Origin of the sequence: Motilimonas sp. E26, from assembly GCF_021278025.1 — a bacterium.
Taxonomy (GTDB): Bacteria; Pseudomonadota; Gammaproteobacteria; order Enterobacterales; family CBDFNC01; genus Motilimonas.
The window spans coordinates 26,068-42,560 of sequence record NZ_JAIBHJ010000015.1 but is presented as its reverse complement, the minus strand read 5'-3'; the positions used below and the strand labels follow the sequence as shown (position 1 = coordinate 42,560).

14 protein-coding genes are annotated in these 16,493 nt (G+C 43.5%); 10 read left to right on the top strand and 4 right to left on the bottom strand.

Features of this window, described 5'->3' with window-relative positions; genetic code table 11:
- Positions 1-351: 351 nt before the first annotated feature.
- Positions 352-1,344 carry a porin gene (locus K1M91_RS13320; protein ID WP_232802531.1) on the bottom strand — a complete coding sequence of 331 codons (993 nt, stop codon included), beginning with the start codon at positions 1,342-1,344 and terminating at the stop codon, positions 352-354.
- 278 nt (positions 1,345-1,622) lie between these two features.
- Entirely contained in the window at positions 1,623-2,144 is a 522-nt protein-coding gene (locus K1M91_RS13315; RefSeq protein WP_232802530.1) for a DUF2062 domain-containing protein, read from the bottom strand.
- Between the two features lie 33 nt (positions 2,145-2,177).
- On the opposite strand from K1M91_RS13315, the gene K1M91_RS13310 reads away from it, so the two are divergent.
- Genes K1M91_RS13310 through kdsB form a run of 5 tightly spaced genes read left to right on the top strand, consistent with a single transcriptional unit; the run spans position 2,178 to position 8,149 of the window.
- Positions 2,178-4,475, top strand: a complete 2,298-nt coding sequence (locus K1M91_RS13310) for a DNA internalization-related competence protein ComEC/Rec2 (protein ID WP_232802529.1) — start codon at positions 2,178-2,180, stop codon at positions 4,473-4,475.
- A gap of 28 nt (positions 4,476-4,503) precedes the next feature.
- On the top strand, positions 4,504-6,252 hold the full coding sequence (msbA, locus tag K1M91_RS13305) for a lipid A ABC transporter ATP-binding protein/permease MsbA (RefSeq protein WP_232802528.1): 1,749 nt from the start codon (positions 4,504-4,506) through the stop codon (positions 6,250-6,252).
- A gap of 1 nt (position 6,253) precedes the next feature.
- On the top strand, positions 6,254-7,237 hold the full coding sequence (lpxK, locus tag K1M91_RS13300) for a tetraacyldisaccharide 4'-kinase (protein ID WP_232802527.1): 984 nt from the start codon (positions 6,254-6,256) through the stop codon (positions 7,235-7,237).
- Positions 7,224-7,409: a Trm112 family protein gene (locus tag K1M91_RS13295; protein ID WP_232802526.1), complete on the top strand. Its 186-nt coding sequence runs from the start codon at positions 7,224-7,226 to the stop codon at positions 7,407-7,409. Before lpxK ends, K1M91_RS13295 begins: the two co-directional genes overlap by 14 nt.
- On the top strand, positions 7,406-8,149 hold the full coding sequence (gene kdsB, locus K1M91_RS13290; protein WP_232802525.1) for a 3-deoxy-manno-octulosonate cytidylyltransferase: 744 nt from the start codon (positions 7,406-7,408) through the stop codon (positions 8,147-8,149). Before K1M91_RS13295 ends, kdsB begins: the two co-directional genes overlap by 4 nt.
- A 76-nt stretch (positions 8,150-8,225) precedes the next feature.
- Here the strand turns inward: kdsB and K1M91_RS13285 are convergent, their stop codons facing one another.
- Complete coding sequence (locus tag K1M91_RS13285) at positions 8,226-8,546, bottom strand: DUF4377 domain-containing protein (RefSeq protein ID WP_232802524.1); 321 nt, start codon at positions 8,544-8,546, stop codon at positions 8,226-8,228.
- Between the two features lie 89 nt (positions 8,547-8,635).
- The gene (locus K1M91_RS13280) at positions 8,636-9,922 is read right to left on the bottom strand and encodes a citrate synthase (protein WP_232802523.1); all 1,287 of its coding nucleotides are present in this window, start codon (positions 9,920-9,922) and stop codon (positions 8,636-8,638) included.
- Between the two features lie 390 nt (positions 9,923-10,312).
- Here K1M91_RS13280 and sdhC point away from each other — a divergent pair, with 390 nt between their 5' ends.
- The 5 genes from sdhC to sucA all read left to right on the top strand — a co-directional run bounded on the left by sdhC (position 10,313) and on the right by sucA (position 16,484).
- The gene (gene sdhC / locus K1M91_RS13275; protein ID WP_232802522.1) at positions 10,313-10,699 is read left to right on the top strand and encodes a succinate dehydrogenase cytochrome b556 subunit; all 387 of its coding nucleotides are present in this window, start codon (positions 10,313-10,315) and stop codon (positions 10,697-10,699) included.
- Positions 10,693-11,037 carry a succinate dehydrogenase, hydrophobic membrane anchor protein gene (gene sdhD, locus K1M91_RS13270; protein ID WP_232802521.1) on the top strand — a complete coding sequence of 115 codons (345 nt, stop codon included), beginning with the start codon at positions 10,693-10,695 and terminating at the stop codon, positions 11,035-11,037. The genes sdhC and sdhD overlap by 7 nt, the downstream gene beginning before the upstream one ends.
- On the top strand, positions 11,037-12,803 hold the full coding sequence (sdhA, locus tag K1M91_RS13265; protein ID WP_232802520.1) for a succinate dehydrogenase flavoprotein subunit: 1,767 nt from the start codon (positions 11,037-11,039) through the stop codon (positions 12,801-12,803). Before sdhD ends, sdhA begins: the two co-directional genes overlap by 1 nt.
- Positions 12,804-12,815: 12 nt before the next feature.
- Positions 12,816-13,529, top strand: a complete 714-nt coding sequence (locus K1M91_RS13260) for a succinate dehydrogenase iron-sulfur subunit (RefSeq protein ID WP_232802519.1) — start codon at positions 12,816-12,818, stop codon at positions 13,527-13,529.
- Between the two features lie 141 nt (positions 13,530-13,670).
- Positions 13,671-16,484, top strand: coding sequence for a 2-oxoglutarate dehydrogenase E1 component (sucA, locus tag K1M91_RS13255; RefSeq protein ID WP_232802518.1), 2,814 nt, complete (start codon positions 13,671-13,673; stop codon positions 16,482-16,484).
- Positions 16,485-16,493: the final 9 nt, after the last annotated feature.

Here is a 16,493-nt window from a genome sequence, read left to right as displayed (position 1 = left end):
AGTACAACTGCTCAAGGCATACCTTTGCTTTATTTCTATTGCTTCTACGCTTATTTTTAAACAGAACATTGACAAAATACTTGTGTACCAAGTGTTGGTTTACGCCATTCTATTTTGTATCAAATGGGCTTAGAAAGTAGCCACTTAGATGGACTGTTGCAATACTCTTGCCCGGCTGTTTGGTGCAGTTAATCTGAGTTGATATCCCCGTTCGCCTATTCATCTAAAAATCTTCTTTAGCGGCTGAGATAAGCTCAAGTAAAACTGAGGTAAAGTTAGGCAGTGTATTATTTTAGGCAAAAAAAATCCTGCCGAGGCAGGATTTATTTAATTAAGTAAGTTCAAAAGATATTAGAACTTGTAAACAGCGGCTAGAGCTACAACGTCTTCGTTGCCTTTGATTTGGTCAGCTTTGTATTCTGCAAGAACAGCGAACTGTTTGTTGTATTGGTAGCGAGTACCAAAAGTGTAGTAGTCAACGGTATCAGTTGATACGTTGCCAGCTTCAGCTTCTTGCTTGTTGTAGCCTGCAAGTACGCCGAAACCATTAGCAAAATCATAGCCTAATGCAGCTTCGAATGCTGTGAAGTCTGTGTTATTGATAGTCGTTGCGCTTTTACCCCAGTTTTCACCGAAAGAGTAAAGAAGTGCAGCATAAACGCCGTTTGCATCATAGTTGATTGCAATAGCTGTCATCTCTGCATCACCAGCACCAACAGTTAAGCGCTCACCGTTGTTGTAAGCTGCGCCGATGTTAACACCAAAATCGAAACCGTATGTGGCTGAAAGGCCGTAAGAAGTTGCGGTATCGTTAATGCCGCTTTCTTTTTCTTCTTTAGTATTATCTAGTTGGTAGTTAGCTTCAAAAGTAGCACCACCAAATTCAACCGAGTATTTCAGTAGGCTGTCTGCTTTACCTGTACCGAAGTGATCAGTACCTGTACCAGAAGCATCGCCACCGAACTCGTATAGCACGTCAGTGAAATCAGATACTAGTGTGTAAGCACCGTATTGGCGACCGTAAGAAAGGGCACCAAATTGCTTGTCACCTAGGCCAGCGTAACCAAGACGTACGTCTAAGTCATCGCTTGTGTTTGCTGCATATTCAACTTCAAAGCGACCAAAAGCGTAAGCAGATTCTGTGATAGCAGATTTAGCTTTAACACCTAGACGGAAGTAGCTCTGATCGCCTTCTTCGCCTTTGTCTTTAGAGTCGTAGTACATGCCTTGGATTTTACCGTACACGTCAACTTTGTGAGTTTCGTCTTTGTAAACTTCAGCAGCTGAAACAGAACCAGAAGCAAGTGCAGCTAGAATAGCTGAGGTTAATAGCGTCTTTTTCACAATATTTCCTTAATTTATTATAGGGAGCAAGAATCTTGTTATTAATCAGCTCAATATGAGCTGAAAAAATAATGCTGAACAAATATAATGATAACAGAAATGATTATCAATTTTTATTTGGTCCTAATTTACGAACTAAATACTAGTCGAGATTTATGAACTTAATATTACATATGTTAAGTTGAACAGGATAAAGATCACATAAATCAAAGTGAATCAGTAATAAGACTTAAAAATTCGCTGTAAGCGACTTTATTTTTATCTTTATCAGTATACGGCTATTTTTTGAATTTTCTTGATTTACGCTGAGATCGGTTACGGATCACTGATAGCCTCCATAACCAATGAATTCCCAAATAGCCTAATGCTGCACTGATCACTGCCAACAAGACACAACCTAATAATAATGCTGGGCCGATGGTATTAAGTATTTCCATTAGCCATTGCCAAGAAAGTTCAAACTGCCAGTGCTGAATCGGTTGTTGCAAGCAATAGGCGCCGATCAGATAAGCAAAATAGAACATAGGTGGCATGGTTATAGGGTTGGAAATCCACACCAAAGCAACAGATAGGGGTAAGTTCACTCGAAATAAGATTGCCAGTCCGGCAGCCATTATCATTTGAGATGGCAGCGGGATCCAACACATAAATAAACCAACAGCAAATGCACCTGCCGCAGAGCGTCTGTTTAAATGCCATAAGTTCGCGTCATGCAGTAAATCGCCAAATATTTTCAAGTGTTTATGATTTTTCAGCGTTTCAGGGTTGGGCGTATACCGCTTAATCAGCTTTTTTGGCATATAGTTTACTTATTGTAGTTAGGTGTTTATCCAATGCGCAGATGGTACTTTTGCTTTGTCGCAGGCATAACATGCGGGCTGTTCTTACCCCAGCTGCTATCGTTACAACAATGCATATTGAGTGTTATTTTCGCAGCGCTATTGCTTGCTAAACAACAAATGCGCGCGCTAAGCGGTTTCCCCTTAGCGCTCGTCTGGTTTAGTTGCGTTGCTCATTGGCAATTAAACTGGTTACCAGACGAGTTTGATTCAGGCGCAGAACATACCATAGTTGTGAGAATAAATTCATTAAATTCCTCTCCAATGCCCTATTTTTATCAAGGAGACTTAATCACAATCGATGATTACCAGCCATTGCTTACCAAAAAAGTTCGCTTAACATGGTATCGCGCTAAGCTGAATTTCAAAGCAGGTCAGGTAGTTAAGTTAAAGGCTAAGATAAAACCTGTTTGGGGCAGGGCAAATCTCGCTTCGTTTAATAAACAATCCTATCTCTTTAGCCAACATATTGGCTATCAGGTTTCGGTAAAGTCATTTCAGGGGTTTATCAGTGAGACTTTATCTTGGCGAGCTCTGTTATACGAACGCATTAGCGCGTTAACTCAAGATATGTCTGAGCAAGGGTTATTGTTGGCATTAGTGTTTGCCGATAAGACCGGGCTGGATGATAACTTAAAGCAGCAAGTGCAAAAAATGGGGCTGGCTCACTTGCTAGTGATTTCTGGTTTGCACATCATGTTGGTTGCGGGGGCTTGCAGCGCCTTGGCTTATCTTTTTTTAACTGGGCTCAGCTATATCTTTGCTGTGCCAGTGAAGCTGGCGAGTTGGTCTATTATAAGTGGTGTTGTTGCCGCTTTTACTTACGCTTGGCTGGCTGGATTTAGTTTACCGACACAGCGCGCTTTACTGATGTTTTTAATTGCAGCTTTTGCCCTTATATTTAATCGTAAAGTCACGTCTGTTGATACATTGTTACTCGTTCTATTTTGCTTATTGTTATGGGATCCTCTCGCTATTTTAAGTGTTAGTTTGTGGCTTTCGTTTAGTGCTGTGATTGGTATTTTCTTGATCATCAAGCTAGGCCAAAAGAAAGCCGCAACAGGTAGGCGCTGGTTGCTCTATCTATTGTATTTTCAAATATTGCTTTGGCTGTTGCTGATGCCAGTTCAGGTATTTTATTTCTCAGGTATTAGTGCTTTGTCGCCTGTTTATAATTTAGTGTTTATTCCAGTTGTTAGCATTTTAGTACTGCCAGGCTGCTTGCTAGTTACGGCGTTGCTGCTCTTAGCTCCGTCAATAGGGCTATGGCTGTTATCTTGGGTTGATCGGGTATTGGAGTGGTTGGTACTCGTGTTAACTTACTTACCAACCGCTTGGCTAGAATTAGATAAGCAAAGTATAAGCTGGACTATTTGGTTTTTAGCTATTGGCTCACTTTTATATTGGGCATGGCAACGAAGAGCACCTATTGTTTTTCGGCTTGCGCTAATAATGCTTGCGACTATGAGTCTGGTTGCAGGACGAACATGGTTCATTCCCAACAAGCCAGACTGGCAAGTGGTTGTTTTTGATGTTGGCCAAGGCTTGAGTGTATTGATGCAAAGTCGGCAAGAGTACCTGCTGTTTGATACAGGGTTTGCTACCTCGACAGGCTTTAGTATGGCAAAAAGCGTTATATTACCCTATTTAAAAGCCAACAATATTAGTGAATTACGACACTTTATTGTTAGCCATAAAGATAACGATCATGCCGGCGGTTGGCAGGATATAGCGGCGAACTTAACAATAAGTCGTTATTGGCACAGTCAACCGCAGTGGCCATTTCAGTATTGCCAGCAAGGCCAACAAATTAGCTTAGGTGCATTTACCGGGCGCTTTTTCACCCAGCGGGGTAAAGCGGTGGGCCGTTCTCGTAACAATAATTCATGTGTACTGCATTTAACCAATGGCGATTTTAGTATCTTGATCCCAGGTGATATTGAAGCCCGTGCAGAGGCGCAGCTAATAAAAATGGCAGGGCATCAAATAAAAGCAGATGTAGTGATCGCTGCGCATCATGGTAGTAAAACCTCTTCCTCTGCGGCATTTGTTGATGCAACCATACCCAGTTGGGTGGTTTATAGCGCTGGTAGGTATAACCCTTGGGGGTTTCCTCATCAAGAAGTTGTCCAGCGCTACTTAAAGGCTGGAGCGCGAGGGGCTAACACTGCCAAACAAGGCATGTTAATTATCGCCCCACAAGGTGAAAGCTGGGTAATAAAAGGCTTTCGTGATGCTATCTCACCATATTGGTATCACTCAGCGCTTTTACCTTTTGTTCCTAGAGGTTAAAATGTTTCTTTTTTCATAAGTGGCCATTATGACACAATCGACAACTTCTTCTTTTGTCACCTTCAAACGCTTACTTGAATACGTTAAAGATAAGAAACTCGGGATCCTCGGTGGCGTGATTGGAATGTTAGGCTATGCCGCTGTTGACGCTACATTTTTATATTCTCTGAAACCACTACTTGATGAAGGGTTAACCGGCAAAAACCCAGATGTACTCACTTTTATGCCTATTTTTGTTTTAGTCATCATTACCGCGCGCGGCTTGGCGGCTTTTATGAGCAGCTATTGTATGGCTTGGGTGGGTAATCATGTCGTGATGAAGCTGCAACGCGCAGTTTTTAATCATTTGATGCAAATGCCAGTGGCTTTTTTTGATAAAAATAGCACTGGGGATTTGCTGTCGAAAATTACTTACGATTGTAACCAAGTGGCTAATGCCGCCAGTAATTCCCTAGTGAGTATTTTCCGTGAAGGGGCCATGGTGGTGGCGTTGCTTGCGATGATGTTTTACCAAAGCTGGCAACTCTCGTTAATTTTCTTCGTGGTTGGCCCTGTCGTGGGCTTTGTGATCAATAAAGTCAGTAAGCGTTTTCGTGGTTTAGGTCATCAAATTCAGGCGGCAATGGGCTCAGTGACTACGTCATCGGAGCAAATGTTAAAAGGCCACAAAGAAGTGTTAATGTTTGGTGGGCAATCACTTGAGCAAGAAAAATTTGCCAATGTGAGTAACAAGGTGCGTCGGCAAAATATGAAAATGATATCGGCGCAAGCAATCAGTGTGCCGGTGATCCAGTTTTTAGCTTCGATAGCGTTAGCATTTGTGCTGTATTTAGCAACTTTCCCACAAGTCATGGATACCTTAACCCCCGGTACGTTTACTCTGATCATTAGCTCGATGTTCGCGTTGATGAAGCCAATAAAATCGATTACTCAAGTGAATAATGAAATTCAAAAAGGTTTAGCGGCTTGTGACAGCTTGTTCGCTATTTTGGACAGTGAATTAGAAAAAGACACGGGGAAAAAACCGATAGCGCGCGTAAAAGGGCAAATTGCTTTTGATAAGGTGACATTTCGCTACCAAGGTAAAGAGAAGCCAGCGTTGGATAATATTAGTTTTACCGTTGAGGCTGGGAAAAGTATCGCTTTGGTTGGCCGGTCAGGCTCAGGTAAATCAACCATCGCTTCCATTATCACGCGTTTTTACGACGGTATTGAAGGTGACGTGAGCATCGATGGACAGAGTATTTATGATTTTCCGCTTGACAATTTGCGCTCACAAATGGCCTATGTATCGCAAAAAGTACACTTGTTTGATGACACTATTGCCAACAATATCGCTTATGCAACAGGGGACAACTACAGCCGTGAGCAAATAATTGCTGCAGCGACAACGGCTCATGCCATGGAGTTTATTGAGCAGTTTCCTGATGGCTTAGATACATTAGTAGGTGAAGATGGCGTGATGTTGTCTGGTGGACAAAGGCAACGTATTGCCATTGCACGGGCACTGCTGCGTGATGCTCCTATTTTGATTTTAGATGAAGCTACTTCAGCACTTGATACTGAGTCTGAGCGCCATATTCAGTCCGCGTTAGAGGCGTTGCAAAAAGATCGTACCTCAATAGTGATTGCGCATCGCTTGTCTACCATTGAAAATGCAGACCAAATTTTGGTGGTTGATCAAGGGCGGATCATTGAGCAGGGCACTCATCAACTCTTAAGTGAGCATGATGGGGTGTATGCCAGCTTAGTTAAAATGCAAACAGCAGCGTCGTAATATGAAGTTCTGGTATCGCATAGATGGCATAACCTGCTTACTTTGGCCATTGTCTTGGCTGTTTGGTTTAATTGCAGCAACACGCCGATTTGCTTTTCGTCAAGGTTGGCTAAAGTCTGTTCATGTCGGAGTGCCGACGATAGTCGTCGGTAACATAAGTGTTGGCGGAAATGGCAAAACGCCCGTGGTTATCGGTTTATGCGAATGGCTAACACAACTCGGTTATCGCCCTGGTGTCATTAGCCGCGGTTATGGAGGCAACGCTCCTCATTACCCGCTATTGGTTGATACGCATACTACAGGTGCGCAAGCAGGTGATGAGCCAGTATTAATTTATCATCGCACTGGTTGTCCGGTTGTAGTGTCACCAAAGCGTATTGAATCAGCACAATATTTAATTGAACATTGCGATGTCAATGTGATTATTTCAGATGATGGCCTGCAGCATTATGCTTTACAACGTGATATTGAAATTGTGGTGGTTGACGGTGAACGACGCTTTGGTAATGGTCTTTTACTGCCTGCAGGTCCTTTAAGAGAAAGTAAAAAGAGATTAAACAGCGTCGATTTTGTAATTAATAATGGCGCCGATCCACAAGGTAACGAATTTGCGATGTCATTAAAGCCGAGTACGCCTAAATCGGTAGTTGGCCAGGTTGAATTTGATGCTGCTGAGGTGGGCAAAAAAGTGAATGCTTGCGCCGGTATCGGTCATCCTCCACGCTTTTTCAATACGTTAAAAGGGTTAGGCTTTGAACTAGTACAACAAAGAGCCTTTGCTGATCACCACGCTTTTAAGCAAGAAGAAATTCAGGCTTTAGAGCAACAGTATCCATTATTTATGACCGAAAAAGACGCAGTCAAGTGCCGTGATTTCGAGTTGAAACAAGCTTGGTATTTACCTGTTTCTGCGCTCATCGCTGCGCCATTTAAAGAACACTTTATTATGAAATTAAAAGAGATAAATCAAAATGTTAGACCATAATCTATTTGAAATAATTGCTTGCCCTGTGTGCAAAGGAAAACTGCATTTTGACAAGGCGCAGCAAGAGTTAATCTGTAAGTTCGATCGTTTGGCGTACCCTATCACAGAGGGGATCCCGGTGTTAATTGAAGAGAAAGCACGTGAGTTAAGCTTAGATGAGGTGAGTTCATGAGCTTTGTCGTGGTGATCCCTGCGCGCTATCAGTCTGAGCGCCTGCCGGGCAAGCCACTACTTTCCCTTGCGGGCAAACCTATGGTGCAACATGTGGTTGATCGCGCTCGTGAAAGCGGCGCGGCGCGAATAATTGTTGCGACGGATGATCAGCGCATTGCCGATGCGGTTGATTGTGAAGTGTGTATGACACGTGCAGATCATCAATCTGGCACCGAGCGCTTAGCTGAAGTGGTTGCATTGTGCGGCTTTTCCGCTGACGAAGTGATTGTAAATGTGCAAGGCGATGAGCCCCTTATTCCTGCTAGCATCATACAACAAGTAGCGGCCAACTTAGCCAACCAGACGGCTGCACCTATGGCTACCTTAGCGACGAGTATTGCATCTGCAGATGAAGTATTTAATCCTAATGCAGTCAAAGTGGTGCTGGATAAACAAGGTTACGCATTATATTTCAGCCGTGCCAGTGTGCCTTGGCAGCGTGATCATTTTCCGCATCAAGTCGATGCGCATTGCCCTTTACTACGTCATATTGGCATTTATGCTTATCGTGCTGGATTCATTACGAAATATATCGGCATGAGTGAATCACCATTAGAGCAGATTGAAAAGTTAGAGCAACTTCGAGTGCTATGGCATGGTGAAAAAATTCATGTGGCGGTAGCTCAGGAAACGCCTGCGGCAGGCATCGATACACCAGAAGATTATGAGCGGGTTAATCAGTTGTTAACAAGGTCCTAGGTGTGATGTTGGTTATCTATTATTAAGAAAGTGGGCAAACCTGGCTGCCCATTTTTCTCTTTCTTTATAATGGGCTTTATTTCATTGGTAACTTACTAATAACCTTAATCAAACTGTACTTCACTGATGAAGCATCCGCTGGTGGGTTTTCGACCATTTCTTTTTTCACTTGTAACTGATACTGGAAACCTGGTTCGAAAGTAAAACCTTCTATATTTTGGTAAAAAAGTTGCCACTCTTGGGTTTCTGGTGTTTTCACCTGCAAGCAGTTCATCGGGGCAACACCGGTACATTCTACGGTTTCAGCGTTAACATATAATAGGGTTTCTTGAGTCAGGGGTTGACTAGCACATGCTGCGAGTAATAGCGCAGGTGCTAAAAGGTATAGTTTTTTCATTTTGTTCTCCCATAAAAAAAGAGGCCGTGAATAGCCTCTTTTATTTTATGCATTTGTTAGTATTAGTCTAATACTTTTCAATAACTTAATTATCGTTCGTCAATTGAGCTGAAATCACGAGATGTATGACCCGTGTAAAGCTGACGAGGGCGACCAATTTTTTGTCCTGGTTGGCTTAGCATTTCATTCCAGTGTGCGATCCAGCCTACTGTGCGAGAAACTGCAAAAATTACAGTAAACATAGAGGTCGGAATGCCCATGGCTTTCAAGATAATTCCTGAGTAGAAATCAACGTTAGGGTAAAGTTTCTTCTCTACGAAGTAAGGGTCTTCAAGCGCAATCTGCTCTAAACGCATGGCTACGTCTAAAAGTGGATCTTGAATGTTTAGTTCTTTTAGCACTTCGTGACAAGTTTCACGCATAACGGTTGCGCGAGGGTCAAAGTTTTTGTAAACGCGATGACCAAAGCCCATTAAGCGGAATGGGTCTTCTTTGTCCTTAGCACGTGCTACAAACTCATCAATACGATCAACAGTACCAATTTCTTCTAACATATTTAAGCATGCTTCATTAGCGCCGCCATGAGCGGGGCCCCAAAGTGATGCAATACCCGCTGCGATACAAGCAAATGGGTTTGCCCCCGATGAGCCTGCCAATCGAACTGTTGATGTAGAAGCATTTTGCTCGTGATCAGCATGTAAAATCATGATGCGATCCATTGCTTTTTCAAGTACTGGGTTAACCACGTACTCTTCACAAGGAACGGCAAACATCATATGCAGGAAGTTACCAGCGTAGCTTAGATCATTGCGTGGGTACACAAATGGTTGACCCATAGAGTACTTGTAGCTCATCGCTGCTAATGTTGGCATTTTTGATAATAAACGGTAAGCCGCAATTTCACGGTGTCTAGCATCTGAAATATCAAGTGAGTCATGGTAGAAAGCAGATAATGCACCTACAACACCACACATGATTGCCATTGGATGAGAATCACGACGGAAACCTGAGAAAAAGTCTGTTAATTGCTCATGAACCATGGTGTGGTGCATTACAACACGATGAAAATCATCGAATTCTTTACGGTTGGGCACCTCTCCGTTCAGAAGTATGTAACAAACCTCTAGAAAATCAGATTTCTTTGCTAATTGGTCAATCGGATAACCACGGTGCAGTAATACACCTTTTGCACCATCAATATAGGTAATTTCTGACTCACACGATGCGGTTGCTAAAAAACCGGGATCGAAAGTGAAATAACCATGTTTACCCAAGCCGCGTACGTCTAGTACATTGTAGCCTGCTGCTGCTTCTAAAATAGGCAGCTCAATAGGCTCTTGGCCCGGTAGATGTAAAGTGGCTTTTTGATCAGCCATAGCACGTCTCCTTTGCTCTTTATATGCGAGTTGGAATAACAAACGCCGCTCATTTCTACAGATCTTGCTCTCGTTTGTCAATTTTGTTGTGCTTATATAAGTGGTATGTTAATGAAAAAATGAGTGCTAGTTACTATTTCTTAACAGAATGTGATGCAAAATGTTGAAACTTCATTGTAAAAGCGTAATGCCCTTCATATAATGGCGCCGAGGTCTCCGGATGGTTTGTTGGCTTGGTTTTAAGCCATTCCGAGGATAGCGGTGATAACGCTATCTTTGAGAAATGTTATAAAGGCCGCAACAACCAATTAACAACTTATTTGAGCGTTGAGATAAGTGCGTTTGTTCCGGGGAATATAACTATAACAAGCATGCTCTCAATGGAGCTGAGTGGGCAACACCGTGAAAAAGCAAAGACCTGTAAACCTCGACCTACAGACAATAAGCTTTCCTGTAACTGCTATTGCATCTATCTTGCATCGTGTATCTGGCGTCATTGTGTTTGTAGCACTAGCTATCTTGCTATCGCTATTAGCGCAATCGTTAGGCTCAAAGGAAGGATTTGAAAGCGTCGCTAGTCTAGCCGACAATTTCTTCATCAAATTCATTCTTTGGGGAATACTGACTGCATTGGCTTACCACATCGTGGTAGGTGTCCGACATATGATCATGGATCTGGGTTACTGGGAAGAACTAGAATCTGGTACACAAAGCGCGAAAGTGAGCTTCATTATCGCCATCATCTTGTCACTACTTGCGGGGATTATGGTATGGTAAAAATCGCATCAGGCTTAGGCCGCAGTGGCGTACATGATTTTGTACTGATCCGCGCATCAGCCGTCATCTTAACACTTTACACTCTCTACCTTGTTGGCTTTATTGCCTTCACCGATATCACATATGAATCTTGGCAGGGGTTTTTCTCTGGCGTGTTTACTAAAGCTTTCACTATGTTAGCGCTAGTTGCCATGTTAGTGCATGCTTGGATTGGCTTGTGGCAAGTATTAACTGATTACATCAAATGCGCGTTACTGCGCGGAAGTTTACAGTTTGTACTGACATCTGTAGCCTTTATTTATGTGTTCGTTGGCTTCTCTGTATTGTGGGGTGTTTAGTGAGTATTCCAGTTCGCGAATTTGACGCTGTTGTTATCGGCGCCGGTGGTGCAGGCATGCGCGCTGCACTGCAAATTTCTAAAGAAGGTAAAAGCTGCGCGCTATTATCTAAAGTTTTTCCAACCCGTTCACATACAGTTTCTGCGCAAGGTGGTATCACCGTTGCGTTAGGTAACGCACACGCAGATAACTGGCAGTGGCACATGTACGATACCGTGAAAGGTTCTGATTATATCGGTGACCAAGACGCGATTGAGTATATGTGTAAGACTGGCCCTGAAGCGATCACAGAACTTGAGAATATGGGCTTGCCTTTCTCTCGTTTTGACAATGGCCGCGTTTACCAACGACCTTTTGGTGGTCAATCCAAAGAGTTCGGTGGTGAGCAAGCGGCGCGTACGGCTGCTGCTGCTGACCGTACAGGCCATGCGTTATTACACACTCTATATCAGCAAAACGTTAAAAATAAGACCATGGTCTTTTCCGAATGGTATGCCTTGGACTTAGTTAAAAATGACGAAGGCGCCGTAGTGGGTTGTACCGCTATTGAGATTGAAACCGGTGAAGTGGTTTATTTCAAATCAAAAGCCACTATCTTAGCAACGGGCGGAGCAGGGCGCATTTATGCGTCAACAACTAACGCCCACATTAACACTGGTGACGGTGTTGGCATGGCGATTCGTGCTGGCGTGCCAGTACAAGACATGGAAATGTGGCAGTTTCACCCAACAGGTATTGCCGGAGCTGGCACCTTAGTGACCGAAGGTTGCCGTGGTGAAGGTGGTTATCTGTTAAATAAAGATGGCGAACGCTTCATGGAGCGTTACGCGCCGAATGCGAAAGATTTAGCAGGCCGTGACGTTGTTGCTCGTTCGATCATGATTGAAATTCGTGAAGGTCGCGGCTGTGAAGGTCCTTGGGGTCCACACGTTAAGCTGAAGTTGGATCATCTTGGCAAAGAAATGCTGGAATCTAAACTGCCTGGTATTTGTGAGTTATCGCGTACCTTTGCTCACGTTGATCCAGTTAAAGAGCCGATCCCTGTTATTCCAACTTGTCACTATATGATGGGTGGGTTACCGACACGTGTAACTGGCCAAGTGATTAAACAAGATACTGATGGCAAAGAGATGGATGTTACCGGTTTATTTGCCGTTGGCGAAATTGCTTGTGTATCGGTACACGGCGCTAACCGCTTAGGCGGTAACTCGTTACTTGATTTAGTCGTATTTGGCCGCGCTGCTGGCCAGCACTTAGGTAAAGCTCTAGACCAACTCGTTGATATTAAAGAAGCCTCAGAAGAGAACATCCAAGCCTCTTTGGCTCGCTTTAATCGTTGGGAAAGCGGCCAAGGCAGTGAATGTCCGGTGCAAATCAAAAAAGACATGCAGCAGTGTATGCAGAAGAATTTCTCGGTATTCCGTGAAGGTAAAGCCATGGCTGAAGGTCTGGCTGAACTAAAAGCCATTCGTGAGCGTTTAAAAGATGCTAAGTTGTCAGACACCAGTTCAGAGTTTAATACTCAGCGTATCGAATGTTTAGAGCTTGATAACCTCATGGAAACGGCCTACGCAACAGCGCTAGCTGCAAACTTTAGAACAGAAAGTCGCGGCGCTCATAGTCGTTTTGACTTCCCAGATCGTGATGATGCAAGTTGGTTGTGTCACTCTCTTTATAACCCTGAAACGGAACAAATGGTTAAGCGTGACGTCAATATGACGCCAGTACACCGCGAAGCATTTGAGCCGAAGATCAGAACGTATTAAGGGGTTGCTAAGATGAAAGTTGAATTTTCGGTATACCGATACAACCCAGATGTAGATAACGTGCCATACATGAAAGATTATACCCTTAATCTTGAAGATGGCTCTGACATCATGGTGTTAGATGCATTACTGATGCTTAAAGAGCAAGATCCTACGTTATCCTTCCGACGTTCGTGTCGCGAAGGGGTATGTGGCTCTGATGGCGTAAACATGAACGGCAAAAATGGTTTGGCCTGTATCACACCCCTATCTGATCTATCAGGTAACGGCAAAATAGTGATTCGTCCACTACCTGGTTTACCGGTTGTGCGTGACTTAGTTATTGATATGACTCAGTTCTTTACTCAATATGAGAAGATCAAGCCATACCTAATCACAGACAATGCATTACCACCTGCAGGTGAAAACTTGCAGTCACCAGAACAAAGAGCAAAATTAGACGGTTTGTACGAATGTATTCTTTGTGCATGTTGTTCTACTTCTTGTCCTTCATTTTGGTGGAACCCTGACAAATTCATTGGTCCTGCAGGGCTGCTAGCTGCTTATCGATTCTTAATCGATAGTCGTGATACTGCCACAGATGAACGTTTAGCCGGTCTTGACGATGCGTTTAGCGTATTTCGCTGTCATGGCATCATGAATTGTGTCAGTGTTTGTCCTAAGGGATTAAACCCTACTAAAGCCATTGGCCATATCAAGTCAATGCTGCTAAACAAGGCTGTTTAGTATAATTTGTTGCCAAACGTGATGTTTTGCAGCAAAAACTGAATAGCCATCTCTGGAGAGGTGGCTATTTTTTTGGTAAAACTACCCTACAACCGCATAAAGCGGAACGGTTTGCTCAAGAAGTATAATAAGGGATAATTGATGCAAAACAGTGTGATGAAAGCCTGGCTAGAATCTTCTCACCTGGCTGGTGCTAACGCAGCTTATATTGAAGAGCTGTATGAAGCCTATCTGCAAGACCCTACAAAAATCGACCCTACGTGGCGTACCATTTTCGATGAACTTCCTGGCCTTGAAAACGCAACTCAAGAGCAGGCGCATTCAGAAGTCATTGAAGAATTTCGTCGCTTAGCAAAATCACCTAAACGTTTCACTGCGTCTTCTGGTGAAATGCACAACGATGAAAAGCAAGTTAAGGTATTACAACTTATCAATGCTTATCGATTCCGTGGTCACCAACAAGCTCAGCTTGACCCATTGCGTTTATGGCAGCGTAAATCAGTGCGTGAACTTGATCCTTTCTTCCATGATTTGGAAGGCGCGGATTTTGATGCCAGCTTTAATGTTGGTTCATACGCCGTTGGTAATGGCACCATGGTGCTTAAAGACCTTGTCGATTCGCTGAAACGTACTTACTGTGGCTCTATTGGTGCTGAATATATGCACATCACCAATACAGAACAGAAACGTTGGATCCAAAATCGAATTGAGTCTTGTGAAGGTAAGCCTTCATTTAGCACTGATGCGAAAAAACGTTTTCTTGAAGGGTTAACTGCGGCTGAAGGGTTAGAAAAATACATCGGCTCTAAATTCCCAGGGGCAAAACGCTTCTCTCTAGAAGGCGGTGATAGCTTCGTTCCGATGGTAAAAGAGCTGATCCGTCGTTCCGGCGAGCAGGGTGCCAAAGAAGTGGTTATCGGTATGGCACACCGTGGTCGACTTAATATGTTAGTGAACGTATTGGGTAAAAAACCAACGGACTTGTTTGATGAGTTTGCTGGCAAAAAAGTTTATGATGACAGTGCGGGTGACGTTAAATATCACCAAGGTTTTAGTTCTGACTTTGCCACGCCGGGTGGAGACGTGCATTTAGCATTGGCGTTTAACCCATCTCATTTAGAGATAGTAAATCCTGTTGTCTTAGGCTCTGTTCGTGCTCGTCAAGAACGCTTAGGCTGCAAGGATGGCTCTTCAGTATTACCTATTACAGTGCACGGTGACTCGGCTATTGCAGGTCAGGGTGTGGTTCAAGAAACCTTTAATATGTCGCAAGCGCGTGCATTTAAGGTTGGCGGAACTATTCGCATCGTGATCAACAACCAAATTGGTTTCACTACCTCGAATCCAGAAGATACTCGTTCAACCATGTATTGCACAGATATTGCAAAAATGGTTCAAGCGCCTATTTTCCACGTCAATGCGGATGACCCTGAAGCGGTTATCTTAGTTACGCAAATCGCATTAGACTTTAGAAATACATTTAAACGCGATGTGGTTATTGATCTGGTGTGTTACCGTCGCCATGGGCATAACGAAGCTGATGAGCCGAACGCAACTCAGCCATTGATGTATCAAAAAATCAAAAAACATCCAACACCGCGCAGTATCTATGCTGACCAGCTGGTTAATGAAGGTGTCATTGATAAAGCGCAAGCGAAGGCGTTTGTTGACGGTTACCGTGATGCCCTTGATAAAGGCGATTGTGTGGTTGATGAATGGCGTCCAATGCAGAAACATTCGGTTGATTGGACGCCATACCTGAAGCATGATTGGGACACCTCTTATGAATCTCAGTACCCGCTCGAACATCTGAAAGAGCTTGGTGAGAGAGTTTGTCAATATCCTGACAGCCATAAACTTCATTCCCGTGTTGATAAGATTTATCAAGATCGTTTGTCGATGATCCGCGGTGAAAAAATGATAGATTGGGGCTTTGCTGAAACATTGGCCTATGCCACTATCTTAGACAGTCAATATAACGTACGTATTGTCGGCCAAGATTCTGGACGCGGTACTTTCTTCCATCGTCATGCTGTGCTTCATAATCAAACGGATGCGGCCACTTATTTGCCTTTAGCTCATTTAAAAGAGGGCCAAGGTAAGATAGATATCTATGATTCAGTTTTGTCTGAAGAAGCGGTGCTAGCGTTTGAATACGGTTACTCGACTGCAGAGCCGAAAGGGCTAGCGATTTGGGAAGCGCAATTTGGTGACTTTGCTAACGGTGCTCAAGTGGTATTCGACCAATTCTTGAGTTCAGGTGAACAGAAGTGGGGCCGTATGTGTGGTCTTACTTTGCTATTACCGCACGGTTATGAAGGCCAAGGCCCAGAACATTCATCCGCTCGTCTAGAGCGCTACTTACAATTATGTGCTGAACATAATATGCAGGTGGTGGTGCCTTCTACACCTGCGCAAGTTTATCAAATGCTGCGTCGTCAAGTGGTACGCCCAATGCGTCGTCCTTTGATCGTCATGTCGCCTAAATCCTTGTTGCGTCATCCATTAGCGGTTTCTAGCCTTGATGAGTTAGCGAATGGCCGTTTCTATAACGCAATTGATGAAATTGATGATCTTGATCCCAAACAAGTGACTCGTTTAGTGATGTGTAGCGGTAAAGTCTATTACGATCTACTCGAGCAGCGCCGTAACAATGAATTGAGCCATGTTGCGATTATTCGTATTGAACAACTCTACCCATTCCCAACAGAAGAAGTAGAAGAGATTCTTAAGCAATATCAACATGTGAAAGAATTTGTTTGGTGTCAAGAAGAGCCGCAAAACCAAGGTGCTTGGTATTGTAGTCAGCATCACTTCAGAAATGTATTACCTGAAGGTGCGACATTAACTTATACCGGTCGTGCTGCTTCTGCATCACCGGCGGTTGGTTATATCTCTGTACATTTAAAACAACAAAAAGCGTTGGTTAATGACGCACTTGGTCTGAAAGAATAAGAGTGAAGG